Here is a 14,353-nt window from a genome sequence, read left to right as displayed (position 1 = left end):
TAACCGCCGTCAGGTGATGCCGATGAGGACTTGACAATTCGTCAGCTGAGCCTGCCGAAAGTGGCGTCGATGTCAGCCATCTCCATGGCGGCGGTCGCCTCGATGAGCGCGATGAGATCGGCGTCGGCGCCCGGAGAGAATTCCTCAGGGCGCTCCGGCGCGATCTCGATCGGCACCCCTTCGGGCGCCTGCTCGCTCGCGTCCAGGCTCGTCCCATCGCCGGAGGGGGACAGGCCTTGGAAGATCTTCCCGGCTTCGGACTGATCGCCCAGGTCGAATGAGAACTGCTTGCTCTGCAGACCCAGGTCGAGGAGTCGCTTGACTTCGGGGAACCGTTCCGCGTCGGTCTTGGGGATCGGCAGGGTGCTCTTCCAGTTGACGCCGAGCGTTTCCAGGGCCTTGGCATAGGCGTTCTCGTGGGCCTGGTCGCGCACGATGAGGTACGAGATGGTGGATCGTGCGGTCTTGTTGTCGGTCATCTCGTACAGGCGGCACTTCTGCAGGCGTCCGGTCGATTCGAGCATGAGGTTGTACAGCAGGTCCAGGACGAGGTTGCCGGAGTTGTAGACGTAGCTGCCGCTCCAGGGGTTGCCGACCGCGTCCACGGGCAGCGCGCCCTGCGCGCCGACCAGGTAGTGGTGGATGTTGCCGTGGTCCAGTGCGATGCTCAGCGGGGTCGCACCGTCCGCGCCGGGCTTGTCGATCGGGTCGCCCTGAGTGCCCTGATACGCCGGCGATCCGTCGAGCAGTCGCGCGATGGTGGTGCCGATCAGCTCGACGTGGCTGATCTCCTCTGTTCCGATGCCCTGGATGAGGTCCTTGTAGGGTTTGGCGGCGGCGCCGCGGAAGTTGATGCTCTGGAACAGGTACTGCATCATCGTGCGCATCTCGCCGAACTGTCCGCCCAGCCCTTCCTGCAAGGCGTTCGCCGCCGCGGGGTCGGGCTCATCCTGCTCGATGGGGTTGATCAGGTTCTGCAGGTGAAAGTACATGGCGGTGCCCTTCCTGTCGGCGTGGCGACCCACTCTCCCGGCGCGGCGGCGCGGCGCCGCGGGGATGGACAGGCTGGCAGCGGTCGCGTAGCCTGCGCGACCTGCTCTCCCATCCCGCTCTCGTCTCAGAACATCCCCGGATCGGCGCCGTATCACGTTGTCGTGCGCAAGGCCACGGTCTCGGAGCTTCCGGCCCGGGGTGCCTAGTGTCGCCGTCATGGATGAGTGGACGAGGGACGAACGATGCGGGCGCTGACGTGGCAGGGGCGTCGCAAGGTGAGCGTCGAGACCGTGCCCGATCCCGTGATCGAGGAGCCGACGGACGCGATCGTGAAGATCACGTCGACGGCGATCTGCGGATCGGACCTGCACCTGTATGAGCTGTTCGGGCCGTTCCTCGACACGGGGGACATCCTCGGCCACGAGCCGATGGGCGTCGTCGTGGAGGTCGGGGCGGACGTCACGAATCTGGCGGTGGGCGACCGGGTCGTCGTGCCGTTCAACATCGCCTGCGGGCACTGCTTCATGTGCCGACGAGGTCTGCAGTCGCAGTGCGAGACCACGCAGGTCCGCGAGTACGGAAGCGGCGCTGCGCTGTTCGGCTACACGAAGCTCTACGGGCAGGTGCCCGGCGGACAGGCGGAGTTCCTCCGGGTTCCGCACGCCGACTACAACAGCATCCGTGTCGGTGACGATCTGCCGGATCAGCGGTATCTGTTCCTGAGCGACATACTCCCGACGGCGTGGCAGGGCGTCCAGTACGCGTCCGTCCCGGACGGCGGCACGCTCGCGGTGATCGGCCTGGGACCGGTCGGCCAGTTCGCGGCCCGCGTCGGCGTGCACCACGGCTTCCGCGTCCTGGCTGTGGACCCCGTGCCGGAACGGCGTGAGATGGCCGAGCGGCACGGCGTCGACACCTACGACCTCACCGACGACGTCGTCGCGGAGCTTCGCGACCTCACCGACGGCCGGGGCGTCGACGGGGTGGTGGATGCTGTCGGCCTCGAGGCGCACGGCAGCCCGGGCGCGCGCTTCGCGCAGCAGGCGGTCGGACTCCTGCCGGATCCGCTCGCGCAGAAGCTCATGGAGACGGCGGGCATCGACCGACTGGCCGCCCTGTACGCCGGGATCGACCTGGTCCGCCGCGGCGGGACCGTCTCACTCAGCGGTGTGTACGCGGGGGAGGCCGACATCCTGCCGATGAAGACGATGTTCGACAAGCAGATCTCGCTGCGCATGGGGCAGTGCAACGTGAAGAGCTGGACGGACCAGCTGCTTCCGCTGGTCGAGGATCCCGCCGACCCCTTCGGGGTGATGGACCTCGTCACGCATGAAGCCGCGCTCGAGGACGCCCCCGGCCTCTATGAGACCTTCCAGAAGAAGGAGGACGGCTGCATCAAAGTCGTCCTGAAGCCCTGACGACACCTCCTGCACGGGCCGGACCGCGGCGGCGACGGGTGGCGCGACAACTGGGTCGCCGCCGGACAGGGAGTCGCCATCCTGCTGCCGCTACCCCCACCGGGCCGCGGGCCATCAGCCGGGATTCGAAAAGGGGTCATATCCGTCCGACTGCCCGATGCGGGGCGCGGATGCAATCCACGCGTGGAGCGCGACGAGCGCGAACGCGGCCGATGCCGCACGGCGAGGCACGCGCAGGAAGATCGCTTGCACATCCGGGCTGCTGCGGTGTAGATTCCTCACCTAACTAACGATCGTTAGGTGTCATGATGAGCAAAGCAGACATCCTCACCGAGGCCCGGACCGTGTTCGGTCGCAAGGGCTACGCGGACGCGAGCCTGCGCGAGATCGCGGGTGCGGTCGGGATCAAGACACCGTCGCTGTATGCGCATTTCCCCAGCAAAGAGGCGCTGTACCACGCGGTGTACGCCCAGGTCGCTGTCGAGCACACCGCGTTCTTCAACGACCTCGCCCGGGGAAGTGCGGGTCTGCCGCCACTGGAGAGACTTCGTCACCTGCTCAGCGGCATCGAGGAGTTCTATCGCGACCAGCCGGAGCTGGCCGAGTTCAGTCTCCGCGCCGCGGTCGAGGAGTACGGCCCCAGCGGGCGAGGGCTTCGTGAGATCTTCCTCGACGTCGAGTCCGATCTCGCCGACGCCGTACAGCAGACGTATCACGACGGCGTGGCCGCGGGAGACTTCGCGCCCGGCGACCCGGAAGGCTTCGTCGCCCTGGTGTTCGTCATCATGGACGGGCTCTTCCTGCAACTGACCCATTACGCGGCCGATGTCTACCGCGAACGCTTCGAACACACCTGGCGGTACCTGGCAAAGACGCTCACCGCCGTCCCCCCGATCCCGAAGGGAAACCAATGAACACTGTCGACTACGAGCACGGCGCTGTGCCCGCAGATCAGCGAAAGGGGTGGCTCTCCATCGCCGCCGTCTGGATCGCGATCGGCATCGACCTCTCCGGAGCGTTCCTCGGCATCGAGCTGGCCAATGGCATGGACTTCTGGCCGGCGATCACCGCCGTGCTGATCGGCTCCCTGTTCCTCGGCCTTCTCGCGATGGCCTGTGCGTACGTCGGGGCCGCAACGGGACTGTCGACGGCGATGATCTCGCGCGCGGTGTTCGGCAGGATCGGCGGCGCGGTGCTGGCCATCGCGATGGCCGTGAGCCTCGTGGGCTGGTTCGCGGTGCAGGCCGGCTTCTTCGGTCAGAACGCGCAGATCGCGTTCGTGCAGCTCACCGGCGTCGATGCGCCGATCTGGGTCTTCACCCTGGCGGGCGGCATCCTGATGATGCTCACAGCGCTGTGGGGGTACCGCTCGATCTCGAGGCTCTCGTCGCTGGCTGTGCCGCTGCTGCTCGCCCTGCTGCTGGTCGGCATCATCGTCGCCGTTGCGACCCGCGGCGCCGGCGACCTGCTGACACCCGTCGATGCGGTCTTCACCTTCGGTGGGGCGGTCTCGCTCGTGATGGGCATCTTCATCCTGGGCGTGGTCTCGGCGCCCGACATGGCGCGATGGGCGAAGGACCCGAAGCACGCCATGGCCGCCGGTTTCGTCGGCTTCTTCTTCGGGAACTCGATCATCATCGTCGTCGCGATCGTGCTCAGCCGGATCATGGGCGCTTCCGAGCCCATGACGATCTACTTCATGCTCGGGCTGGGACTCGCCGCCGTGGTGGTTCTGATCCTCGCGCAGTGGACGACCAACACGACGAACATCTACTCCGCGGCGCTCAGCTTCTCCTCGATCAGCGGCCGGCTCAATCGCCGCACGCTGACGGTGATCGGCGGCGTGATCGGCATCCTCATCTCGGTCCTGGGGGCAGCGGACTACTTCGTCCCGTTCATCCTCGCGATCGGCGTCATCGTCGCCCCCTACGGCGGTGTCTACCTCGCATCCTTCCTCGCCGAACGGCGCACCGGCCGGTTCGCGGTGGGCACGACGGTGGGCGTCGCCGACGGGTGGTCCATCGCGGCCTGGGTGCTCGGCATCCTCACCGCCCTCGCCACCACGAACCCCGCGGACGGTCTCGGCTTCGGGGTCTTCACGATCACGACCATCTCGGCGCTCGACGGCCTCATCGTCGGCTTCGTCGCCTACCTCGCGCTCAGCTTCGTGCGCCGGCGCGTGGGGCGCGAGGTGCGGGTGCAGGAACTGGAGACGGATGCCGCAGCAAGCCCGCTGGGCTCGGATGACGCGCCCGACTCCCTGACCACGGGCCGCGTCGTCGCATGAGCGCGCTTCTCCGCATCGCAGAGGCCGACGTCGACGAGATCGCGCTCGGGGCGGCGGTGCTCGGCACGGGCGGAGGCGGCGACCCGCACGTGGGGTCGCTCATCGCGAAGCGGATGATCCGCCTGAACGGCGCCGTGACAACGCTGCGGGTCGACGAGCTCACCGCTGATGACTTCGTCGTGCCGATCGGCGGCATCGGCGCCCCGTCGGTGAGCGTCGAGCGGATCCAGGCCGAGTCCGAGCTGCTCCAGGCGCTGCGGGCGATCGAGCGCGCGGTCGGACGGAAAGCCACCGCTCTCATGCCGATCGAGGTGGGCGGCGGCAACTCGATGATCCCCATCGCAACGGCGGCAGCCGCCGGACTGCCCATCGTCGACGGCGACGCGATGGGGCGAGCATTCCCCGAGGCGCAGATGGTGACGTTCCATCTCGCCGGGTACGGGCCGGGGACGACCGTGCTCGTCGATCATCACGGCAACGAGGTCGTGATGAGGCCGGTCGGGGGCGCCTGGTCGGAGCGTCTCGCCCGCGCCGTGACCGTCGAGATGGGCGGCTCGGCCACGATGATCGACTACGCGTACGACGGCGTGATCGTCAAGGAGTGCGCGATCCCGGAAACACTGTCACTCGCACGGCGAATCGGCCGGATCCTCCTCGGTCGAACCGACGCGGCGATCAAGGACGACGCGCGGATCACGGCGCTCTGCGCCGAACTCGACGCCGTCCGGCTGTTCGAGGGCAAGGTCGCCGACATCCAGCGCACGGTGGAAGGCGGCTTCACGAAGGGAGCGGCCGAGCTCCACGGCATCGGCGACGACCGCGGGTCGCGGATGCGTCTCGATTTCCAGAACGAGATGCTGCTCGCTCGGCGCGACGGCGTGCTCGCAGCAGTCACACCCGACCTGATCGCCGTGCTCGACCTCGCCACCGGCCCCCCGATCACTACGGAGTCGCTGCGGTACGGCGCTCGCGTGGCCGTCATCGCGATGCCCTGCGATGCGAAGTGGCGCACACCGGTGGGGCTGGCCACCGCGGGCCCTGCGCACTTCGGCTACGACGTCGAATGGATCCCGGTCGAAGGCCTGATGTCGGGCCGGAAGGCGGCAGCGTGATGCGCTACAGGATCGGGATCGACGTCGGCGGCACCAATACGGACGCCGTCATCCTCGACGAGGCTCTCTCGGTCGTGGCATCCGTGAAGTCCCCCACGACACGGGACACGGGGGAGGGGGTCGCCGCTGCCATCGATGCCGTGCTGGCTGCATCCGGCGTCGACCCCGCCGACATCGCGTGGGCGATGCTCGGCACGACGCACTGCACGAACGCCATCGTGGAACGACGAGGACTCGGCCGGGTCGGCATCCTCCGCCTCGGCGCTCCGGCGACTACTGCCGTGCCGCCACTCGAAGGCTGGCCCGACGACCTGCGGCAGGCGATCGGCGAGCACGCCTATCTCGTCGCCGGCGGTCACGACGTCGACGGTCGCGAGATCTCTCCGCTCGACGAGCGCGAGGTGCGCGACGCGTGCCGGCGCATGCGCGGCGAGGTCGACGCGGTTGCAGTCGTCGGAGTGTTCTCGCCCATCGACGAGCGCCAAGAGGAGCGCGTGGCCGAGATCGTCGCCGAGGAGCTCGACCTGCCCGTCTCACGTTCAGCCCGGATCGGGTCGCTCGGACTTCTCGAACGCGAGAACGCCACGGTGCTCAACGCCGCGCTCATGCAGACGCTGCGTTCGATGGCGCACGGATTCGTCGCAGCGCTCACAGCGCGAGGGATCACAGCCAGACCGTATTTCGGGCAGAACGACGGCACCCTCATGCAACTCGAGTACGCGCTCGAGTTCCCCGTGCTGACCATCGGATGCGGCCCTACGAACTCCATCCGCGGCGCGGCGCATCTGTCGGGTGCGACCGACGCGCTCGTAGTGGATATCGGCGGCACCACCACCGACATCGGCGTGCTGGTCGGCGGATTCCCGAGGCAATCGGCGCACGCGGTCGAGATCGGCGGCATCCGCACCAACTTCCGGATGCCCGACGTCCTCTCCGTCGGACTGGGCGGCGGCACAGTCGTACGGCCTGCCGGCCCCGACGTCGAGCTCGGCCCGGACAGCGTCGGCTACCGCCTCACGAGAGAGGCGCTCTCGTTCGGCGGAACCACGACGACGGCAACCGACGTCGCACTCGCCGTCGGCGGGGCGCACATCGCGGATGCTGTCGCGCCATCGCTCGACCACGCCGTCGCGCTGACGGGCTGGGCGGCGATCAGAGAGCTGCTCGAGGAGTCGATCGATCGCATGAAGCCCAACGCCGCCCCCATCCCGGTGATCCTCGTCGGTGGCGGGAGCATCATCGCCCCTGCCGAACTCGAGGGCGTGGATACACTCGTGCGGCCTCAGCACTTCGGAGCGGCCAATGCAGTAGGCGCCGCGCTCGGCGATGTCGCCGGGCAGGTCGAGCGGATCTACCAGACCGACGGGGACCGCCGTGCCTCCCGGAGGGATGCCGCACAGGAGGCGGCTGAACGCGCCCGACTCGCCGGGGCGGACCCATCCACCGTCGAGGTCGTCGCGATCGAGGAGCTCCCGGTGTCGTACATGGATGGGCAGGCGGTGCAGATCCGCGCCCGCGCCGTCGGACGACTCGTCGCCTGACGGCCTGGACTCCGGGGCCCAAACGAACTTGTCCGCCTACTTCGGCGGCAGTCCCACGGGCTCATCCGGGTGGATGCTCCGCGTCTCTTTGCGCCGCCCGCGCCGGGTGACCAGATCGCTGAGGTACACCTTGGGCAGGAGCTTCGCCAATGCCAGCGCGGCATACATGATCGTGTTGATCGCCACGAAGGCGGCGAGGAACTGGAACGCGGGTGAGGTGAGGAACTCGGAGGGAAGCAGCAGGCCCAGCGGCACAGTGGCGGAAACCATGATCAGCCTCTGTCCGCCGACGTCGACACCGGCGGTTGCGTGACGTTCCCCCACGCGGCCTTTCGCCCCACGGCGATGTCGAGGATCCCTCTCACGTACACGAGGTTGAGGAAGATCGCGTACACGAGCTCGGGGAAGAGTGTGACGGCCAGCAGTCGGGCGCGCCAACCACCCCTCCATACGGTGACGACTCGTTCGACGACGAAGATCGACCCGACCATGAGCCAGAACGGGATCCATACCCAGTTGTCGACGGCGAGCACCATGAGCAGCACGAGCAGCAGGTAGGCGGCGATGGCCACGACTCCGTATCCGATGCCGAGCTGCTGGGCCCAGTAACGGATCACCGACGGACGGAATCCGTAGCTGCCGATGTTCTCGACACCTCCGCGCTGCCAGCGCAACCGCTGCAGCCAGAGCAGACGCCACGTCGGCATCACCTCGGTGACGACCGTGCACTGGACCGGTGAGATCATCAGGCCTCCCAGCGACCTGATGGCCAGGGTCAGCTCGTTGTCCTCTGTGAGGGCGAGGGTGTCATATACGTGCCCCGGGGGGCCGGGGAGGGATCGCCCTCGTTCTTCGGCCACGGTTCGCAGCGCCCGAGGGCGAAAGATCGACGCCGTGCCCGTCAGCACGAAGAGTCGTCCGCGCCTGCGGCGGATCTGCCGGGCGTAGCGGGTGTACTCGTTGCGCTGGAACTGCCCGAGCATGCCCGCCCCCTCCGCGCCGTAGAACAGCCCGCCGATGGCCATCAACGCCCGGTCGTCGGTGAATCGGGGCACCGCCGCCTCCAGGAACCCCTGGTCGAGCGTGGTGTCGGCATCCATCACCATCACCGTGTCGTTGTCTCCCAGACCCTCCAGCACAGCCGGCAGCGCCTGGTTCAGCGCCCCCGCCTTCTTCTTCGTGTTGGCGACCGTCTCGAACACATCGACTCCGGCTGCACGGGCGATCGAGACGGTGTCGTCGGTGCAGTTGTCGGCGACGACGACGATGCGCGCGGGCTGAAGAGACTGTGCGCGAAGCGAGGCGATCGTCTCGGCGATGCACCCGGCTTCGTTGTGGGCAGGGATGAGAACCGTCACGGTCACCGGGCCTGCGTAGATGCCGCGAGTCTCCGCCATCACTCGCTTGGGCGCCAACGGATTCTCCTGCCAATCGTCGCTCGTGCGGGCCCGCTTGGCGATCCGGCGCTCGATCAGCGCGACCACAGCCGCCACGAGCAGCGCGAACCCGGCCGCAGCCAGAATCACGCCGATCGGTGGCGCCGCCGTGGAGTACATCACCTCCCAGACACCGAAGAGGGACACTGTCGCCGTCTGCCAGCCGGCAGGATCCTGCATGGTGGCGAAAGCGACCAGCCCGACCAGCACCGCGCCGAGGAGCGCAAGGCAGATGATGGCGATGCCGACGAAACGCTCGTACTTCCTCATTCACCGTCTCCCTTGAACTTCGCGGCCGACGTCAGGGTGGCAACGCGGGAAGGTTCCGCTGGCGTGCCCACCCTCGCCAGGCGAGGGGCGCTCTGTTGCCCGGGTATCGCGATCGCGTCAGGATCCGTCGGACGGCCGAGGAGGTAGCCCTGCGCGGAGTCACAGCCGACCGACCGCAACAGCGACACGTGATCCTCCGTTTCGACACCTTCGGCGATGACGCCGAGACCCAACGCGTGACCCGTCTCGACGATGACTCGAAGGAGCCGTTGCGCGCGTGTGGTCTCGATGAAGCGCCGGTCGATCTTCAGAACGTCGATGGGGAGATCCTCGAGCCGCGCGATGGAGCTGTATCCCGTGCCGAAATCGTCGATGGCGATCGAGATCCCGTCTCGGCGCAATTCGTCTAGATGCTCCACGGCGGTGGAGTCATCGATGAGCGAGGTCTCCGTGATCTCGAGCACGAGTTGAGCCGGGTCGATGCCGGAGGCCGCCACCGCCGAACGGACGTCGTCCAGCACCCGCGGCCTCGAGACGTGCTGCCCGGAGACGTTGACCGTCACGGACAGCCGAGGGGAGCCCGGGCTCTCGTTCCAGGCGGCGAGCTGCTGGGTCGCCCGTCGAAGCACCCACGCGCCCAGTTCGCAGACCAGTTCGGACTGCTCCGCGATCGGAACGAAGGCCGATGGCGGGAGCAGCATCCCGTAGTGGGGCCAGCGGACGAGCGCCTCGAAGCCCTGCACGGCCCCCGAGCCCAGATGCACGATCGGCTGATAGTGCAGCACCAGCCGATCTCCCGCGATGGCGATCCCCAGGTCACGCTCGAGGTTGGCGTGCGCACGAACCTCCCGCCGCATCTCAGCGTCGAAGATGCTCACCCGGCCTCGCCCGGACCGCTTGGCCTTGTAGACGGCCTGGTCCGCCTCCTTCAGCAGCATGTCGGGAGTCGTCTCGTGACCCTGGCTGAGGGCCACCCCGATGCTGACGCCGACTGCGGCGGTCTGCCCGTCCGCGACCGCGACGGGCGCGGCCAGGGCCGGCACCAGCCGCTCGGCGACCGCGACGGCATCCGCCTCCTCGGTCAGCGGAGCGAGCAGGATCAAGAACTCGTCCCCGCCGAGGCGGCAGGCGATGTCGCCGGCACGGACGTTGTCGCGCAGACGTCCGGCCACCACGCGCAACAGGTCGTCGCCGGCGTCATGACCCAGGGTGTCGTTGACCCGCTTGAATCCGTCCAGATCCAGGAACAGCAGCGCGACTCTGCTGCCAGAAGCAGCCGCTCCGCTCATGGCTGCCGTGATGAGCTGCACTGCGCGCGCGCGGTTGGGCAGGCCGGTGAGCGCGTCATGGGCCGCCTGATGGGCCAGCGTCTTCTGCGTCTCGCGCAGAGCCTCGTTCGCCTTGGCTGACTGGTTGAGCGCGATCTTCATGCGCGCGAGTGCCATCGACATCATGACGAGCGCGACGACCCCCACCAGCCAGCCGTCGATCGGCAGACCGAGCAGGCGCTTGACCGTCAAGCCGACCAACGCGACGAAGGTGGTGATGGCGAACGCGGCCGCCCACCTGTTGGTGGATGCGCCGCGGGACTCGATCGCCCTCTCCGACAGTGTGCGCATCGAGGGATGCAGGGCCGCTGATCCCCAGAGCGCATACGAGGCGAGCCACAAGGGGTCGAAGTCGGTGTTGGCCGCATTGTGAAGACCCAGCGCGGTGGCGCCGAGGTCCGCCACGATGAGCGCCGCGACGCCGAGGACCAGGAGAGCCGTCGCGGCGCTCCGGCCGCCGGGAACCGTGATCAGGCCGATCAGCATCCCGAGCAGGACGATGTCTGCGATCGGGTAGGCAACCGACAAGACCAGGCCCAGCGAGGACGCGTCGGTGTCGGCCACCCGCGGCTCGGCGAGCAGCACCCACACCAGCACCAGTCCGGCCGTGACGATCCCGCTGTCGATGAACCCCGTCTGGTCGTCGAGTGGTCGGCGAGCGCGAATCAACTGAGCCAGGCCGACGGCGAACAGCGGGTACGCCGCCACATAGAAGAGGTCAGCTGCGGTCGGAAAGGCGTCCTGAGCCTGCACTCGGGCGAACCAGATGAGGATGCCGTCACCCACCGTGAAGAGGAACAGGCCTACCGCCATGAGGTACCACGCGGACCGGACCGACGGACGATTCAGCCGCACGCCGACGAGGATCGCGACGACGCTGGCCAGGCCCACGCCGACGGAGATCAGAGCGCGCCCGGGGCCGATGGGGAGCAGCTGGTAGACGACGATTCCCGCCAAGCAGGCCGCGAGGAAGACCCAGCAGATCCGGGCAGAGCGCCGAGCGATCGCGTTCACGTCCTCACCCGCCCGTCGGCCCGGCCCGAGCACAGAGGTCCCGTTGCGCCCGCGCGCCCATCCGTCCGGCGAAGTCGCCACCACCGATGCCGGAGGCTACCGACAAAGGGGTCGCAAGACCACGCGGACGCTCATGCCGTGATCGTACTCCCGGCGATCATCGACGGACATCGGGTGTACGGAGGTGTCGCCATCGCGGTGACGACTCGACCGCCTCAGGACCTGCCGTGCGTCACCCTCATCGTGCTGCGGCGTCCAGGATGCAGCATCCACCCGCTCGCGGCTCACATCGCACCCGACCTGCATGGCAGGGGTCCCGGGTTCATGCCTCCGATTCGCCGGCGAGGATCGCGGGCAGATCATCGACGGACACCGCGCGCCGGTTGTCGTGAGCGGCACGCCGTGCATAGCCGTCGTCGAAGTACTCCAGCAGCACGCGGATCGCGGCGTCGGGTCGGCCCGCGTGGAAGTGGCTGACGGCCCGATCCGTGCGGGGATTGCCGAGGCGCCGACGGATCCGCTGGGTCGCATCGATCAGTTCGCGGGGTTCGGCGGATCCGTACGTGTCGACGAGTCTGCCCACGCGCGCGTCGAACGGCAGGTGGAGTTCGACCGTCTCCGCGGCAGCGAGTGCCGCGGTCGCCTCGGCGGGAAGCCGCAACGGTCCGATGTGCGGGCCTTCGTCCTCCAGCCAGACCGGTCGAGCGGGGTCGCACGCTCCGAGCGCGTCGGCGACGAGCGTCCGGAACTCTGCTGGGGAAGGCATCGGAGTGCGGATGCCGATCCGTCCGAAAGACGATCCCCGATGCGCTGCCAGCCTTTCGAGATCGATGACCTGCTCGCCGACTTCGGCGAGGCGCTCGAGCATCGCGGTCTTGCCGGAGCCGGCCAGACCGGTCAGCACCCGATAGCGCATGGGTCCTCCTGGGCCGTCGGCGTCAGCCGGACGCCGGAGAGCCGAGTGCCCCCTGGACGGATGGCTCGCGCGGACTCCGAATCCACGGAGAAGAACGCACGTGCGACCGACCAGGAGGACTCCCGCCGGCTCGGAAACTCTTCCGTATCCCTCGCTTCAAATTCGAGTGTGACTAGCACTGCCTTTGGTGCCCCCATCCTCTGCCGAGCGGGAGTCACCGTCAAGGGAGACGGCAGTCACTGCGTGATGCGGTCGAAGGCCAGCCCGGAACGGACGTCGCCTCTGCCGGTCGTGACCCGGCGCGCGTGCCAGACGATCGGCGTGCCGTCGTACCGTCGGGCGCGCCGCAGGAGGCCCTGCACCTGCACACCGGCTCGCGGCACCTCCTCCTCGTGCACGTAATAGGGACCCTGCCGTTCGTCGGCCTCATCGATGCCCACCCGGAGGATCGACGTGAGTGGACGGATCAGCGTGTCCTGCGGGCCGATCGTGCGGCGCATGACTCCGCGCTGGAGCTGGGTCGCTCGCGACTGCCCGTCGATGTGGACGGGGACGAAGGGGATCCAGTTCTCCGCGACCTCCGTCTGCAGGATGTAGCGCAGGGGAGCGGGCGCCCCAGCGACGGCGGCGCTGATGGCGGCGTCCGCGGTCGGGTCGAGCTGCTGCCGCATCCTCCTCGAGGCTTCGGCGGCATCCCGTGACCGGTCGAGGCCATCCGGGATGCGCTGCTCGATCGCCCAGACCATGTCGGCCGTCTCGTCGCGCGCGAACACCACCTGCTCGAGCGGCTCGCCGTCGCTGATCTGCGGAAGCGTCTGGGGCAGGTGCAGGTGCTGGGGCAGGGGGCCCTCCGACGGTCCGGAGGGGCGCGGAGCGAGGCTGAAGGCATCCCACCCCGTCCAGTCCGATCCTGCCGGGTCGATCGTCGGCCTCACGAGGGTACGCCATCCGAACGTGTCGGTGACGATGACTCCCTGAAGTTCGGCGACGCTGCCCACCGGTTGCCGGCAGATGATCGTGAACCAGTCGTTGCTGTACAGCAGAGCGAACTCGCTGACGACGATGCGGGCTGCGTCGGTGGCATCGGCGCTGAGCGTTCCGAGGTCGACCGCGGCATCCTCGAACTCCCACCAGCGCGGCTTCGGCATCCCGGGGAACTCCGCAGGCACGGGGATGACGGACCGCACGTCCACCGCGGGGTCCGTCGTCTCATCGGGCTCCGCGGGCCTCGTAGGACCCTGGTCGAAGGAGTACCAGTCGAGGTGTCCGCCCACGTGCTCGGCGGCATCGACGACGGTGTTCGTCGCCCCGCGGGCGACGACGCCCTGCGTGGCGTACTCGAGCTGGTCCGACTCCCACCGGTCGCGCTCGCCGGGCTGCTGGTACGTGTCCTCGAACCAGGATCGGTACGCGAGCAGGACGTCTCGGACGAGTCCCACCTGACCGGCGGGGATCGCGGCGGCGAACCCCGGAGGGAGATCCGCCACTGTCGCGTCGGGCGGAATGGACCGGTAGACGCGCACACCGTCGACGCACCGTCCACGCAGCGCGTGTCGCGCGCGCGCGGCTCTCGGCGCGGTGCGGTCCCGCGCGTAGGCGATGGGGTCGGCCGGTTCTGCATCGAGCGGACCGAAGAAGCGGTAGAAGGGCGCCCGCAGCACGTCCGGGTCGTAGTCGGCCGGATCGACTCCCGACGCGAGGACCGCGGCATCCAGCCTGCTCAGCAGCGTCCGGCCCAGGCGCGCCCGCACGATGAGCGGGAACGTGATCGGCAGGCGTTCGGTGATCGCGTCGATGCCGTCGTCGGCGCCCGCGCCCGGGATGTTCACGGGGCTGACTTTTCGGGCCATCGTCGCGAAGATCGCCGATCCTGCGTCGGTGCCGGCGAACTCGCCGAACTGCCACTGCCGGCCGAGCATGAAGGCGGGGTCCGCGATCTTCGCCGCGAGGGTGCCGGCGAAATCCACCTGGCGGGCTCGAGGTTCGAGACGCGACCAGATCCGCAGGGGTTCGCACGTGGTGGAGATGAAGGCCATCG

At 68.5% G+C, this 14,353-nt stretch carries 11 protein-coding genes; 5 read left to right on the top strand and 6 right to left on the bottom strand.

Annotated features, from left to right (window positions below; genetic code table 11):
- Window positions 1-41 precede the first annotated feature (41 nt).
- The gene (locus ABZ477_RS17735; protein ID WP_360135898.1) at window positions 42-992 is read right to left on the bottom strand and encodes a manganese catalase family protein; all 951 of its coding nucleotides are present in this window, start codon (window positions 990-992) and stop codon (window positions 42-44) included.
- A gap of 243 nt (window positions 993-1,235) precedes the next feature.
- Between ABZ477_RS17735 and ABZ477_RS17730 the strand changes: the two genes are divergently transcribed.
- The 5 genes from ABZ477_RS17730 to ABZ477_RS17710 all read left to right on the top strand — a co-directional run bounded on the left by ABZ477_RS17730 (window position 1,236) and on the right by ABZ477_RS17710 (window position 7,351).
- Complete coding sequence (locus ABZ477_RS17730; RefSeq protein WP_360135896.1) at window positions 1,236-2,411, top strand: zinc-dependent alcohol dehydrogenase; 1,176 nt, start codon at window positions 1,236-1,238, stop codon at window positions 2,409-2,411.
- Window positions 2,412-2,716: 305 nt separating this feature from the next.
- Entirely contained in the window at window positions 2,717-3,325 is a 609-nt protein-coding gene (locus ABZ477_RS17725; protein WP_360135894.1) for a TetR/AcrR family transcriptional regulator, read from the top strand.
- Window positions 3,322-4,698, top strand: a complete 1,377-nt coding sequence (locus tag ABZ477_RS17720; protein ID WP_360135892.1) for a cytosine permease — start codon at window positions 3,322-3,324, stop codon at window positions 4,696-4,698. Before ABZ477_RS17725 ends, ABZ477_RS17720 begins: the two co-directional genes overlap by 4 nt.
- Window positions 4,695-5,810, top strand: a complete 1,116-nt coding sequence (locus ABZ477_RS17715; RefSeq protein ID WP_360135890.1) for a DUF917 domain-containing protein — start codon at window positions 4,695-4,697, stop codon at window positions 5,808-5,810. The genes ABZ477_RS17720 and ABZ477_RS17715 overlap by 4 nt, the downstream gene beginning before the upstream one ends.
- Complete coding sequence (locus ABZ477_RS17710) at window positions 5,810-7,351, top strand: hydantoinase/oxoprolinase family protein (protein ID WP_360135944.1); 1,542 nt, start codon at window positions 5,810-5,812, stop codon at window positions 7,349-7,351. Before ABZ477_RS17715 ends, ABZ477_RS17710 begins: the two co-directional genes overlap by 1 nt.
- Before the next feature lie 36 nt (window positions 7,352-7,387).
- Here the strand turns inward: ABZ477_RS17710 and ABZ477_RS17705 are convergent, their stop codons facing one another.
- The 5 genes from ABZ477_RS17705 to ABZ477_RS17685 form a co-directional block, all read right to left on the bottom strand.
- Window positions 7,388-7,621 carry a hypothetical protein gene (locus ABZ477_RS17705; protein WP_360135888.1) on the bottom strand — a complete coding sequence of 78 codons (234 nt, stop codon included), beginning with the start codon at window positions 7,619-7,621 and terminating at the stop codon, window positions 7,388-7,390.
- A 2-nt stretch (window positions 7,622-7,623) separates the two neighbouring features.
- Window positions 7,624-9,057 (bottom strand): glycosyltransferase family 2 protein, encoded by a 1,434-nt coding sequence (locus ABZ477_RS17700; RefSeq protein WP_360135886.1) that lies wholly within the window; start codon window positions 9,055-9,057, stop codon window positions 7,624-7,626.
- The gene (locus ABZ477_RS17695) at window positions 9,054-11,171 is read right to left on the bottom strand and encodes an EAL domain-containing protein (protein ID WP_360135884.1); all 2,118 of its coding nucleotides are present in this window, start codon (window positions 11,169-11,171) and stop codon (window positions 9,054-9,056) included. The genes ABZ477_RS17700 and ABZ477_RS17695 overlap by 4 nt, the downstream gene beginning before the upstream one ends.
- 550 nt (window positions 11,172-11,721) lie before the next feature.
- Window positions 11,722-12,315, bottom strand: coding sequence for a hypothetical protein (locus ABZ477_RS17690; RefSeq protein ID WP_360135882.1), 594 nt, complete (start codon window positions 12,313-12,315; stop codon window positions 11,722-11,724).
- 236 nt (window positions 12,316-12,551) lie between these two features.
- On the bottom strand, window positions 12,552-14,351 hold the full coding sequence (locus ABZ477_RS17685; RefSeq protein ID WP_360135880.1) for a hypothetical protein: 1,800 nt from the start codon (window positions 14,349-14,351) through the stop codon (window positions 12,552-12,554).
- Between the last annotated feature and the right edge of the window lie 2 nt (window positions 14,352-14,353).

The sequence above is a fragment of the Microbacterium sp. NPDC019599 genome (assembly GCF_040632175.1).
Taxonomy (GTDB): Bacteria; Actinomycetota; Actinomycetes; order Actinomycetales; family Microbacteriaceae; genus Microbacterium.
This window is presented reverse-complemented; position numbering and strand designations above follow the sequence as displayed.

Excerpts from the sequence above, each read along its gene's own strand:
- ABZ477_RS17725 (WP_360135894.1), top strand. The coding sequence starts at position 2,717 with ATGATGAGCAAAGCAGACATCCTCACCGAGGCCCGGACCGTGTTCGGT.
- ABZ477_RS17710 (WP_360135944.1), top strand. The coding sequence starts at position 5,810 with ATGCGCTACAGGATCGGGATCGACGTCGGCGGCACCAATACGGACGCC.
- ABZ477_RS17700 (WP_360135886.1), bottom strand. The coding sequence starts at position 9,057 with ATGAGGAAGTACGAGCGTTTCGTCGGCATCGCCATCATCTGCCTTGCG.
- ABZ477_RS17735 (WP_360135898.1), bottom strand. The coding sequence starts at position 992 with ATGTACTTTCACCTGCAGAACCTGATCAACCCCATCGAGCAGGATGAG.
- ABZ477_RS17690 (WP_360135882.1), bottom strand. The coding sequence starts at position 12,315 with ATGCGCTATCGGGTGCTGACCGGTCTGGCCGGCTCCGGCAAGACCGCG.
- ABZ477_RS17730 (WP_360135896.1), top strand. The coding sequence starts at position 1,236 with ATGCGGGCGCTGACGTGGCAGGGGCGTCGCAAGGTGAGCGTCGAGACC.
- ABZ477_RS17685 (WP_360135880.1), bottom strand. The coding sequence starts at position 14,351 with ATGGCCTTCATCTCCACCACGTGCGAACCCCTGCGGATCTGGTCGCGT.
- ABZ477_RS17720 (WP_360135892.1), top strand. The coding sequence starts at position 3,322 with ATGAACACTGTCGACTACGAGCACGGCGCTGTGCCCGCAGATCAGCGA.
- ABZ477_RS17705 (WP_360135888.1), bottom strand. The coding sequence starts at position 7,621 with ATGGTTTCCGCCACTGTGCCGCTGGGCCTGCTGCTTCCCTCCGAGTTC.
- ABZ477_RS17715 (WP_360135890.1), top strand. The coding sequence starts at position 4,695 with ATGAGCGCGCTTCTCCGCATCGCAGAGGCCGACGTCGACGAGATCGCG.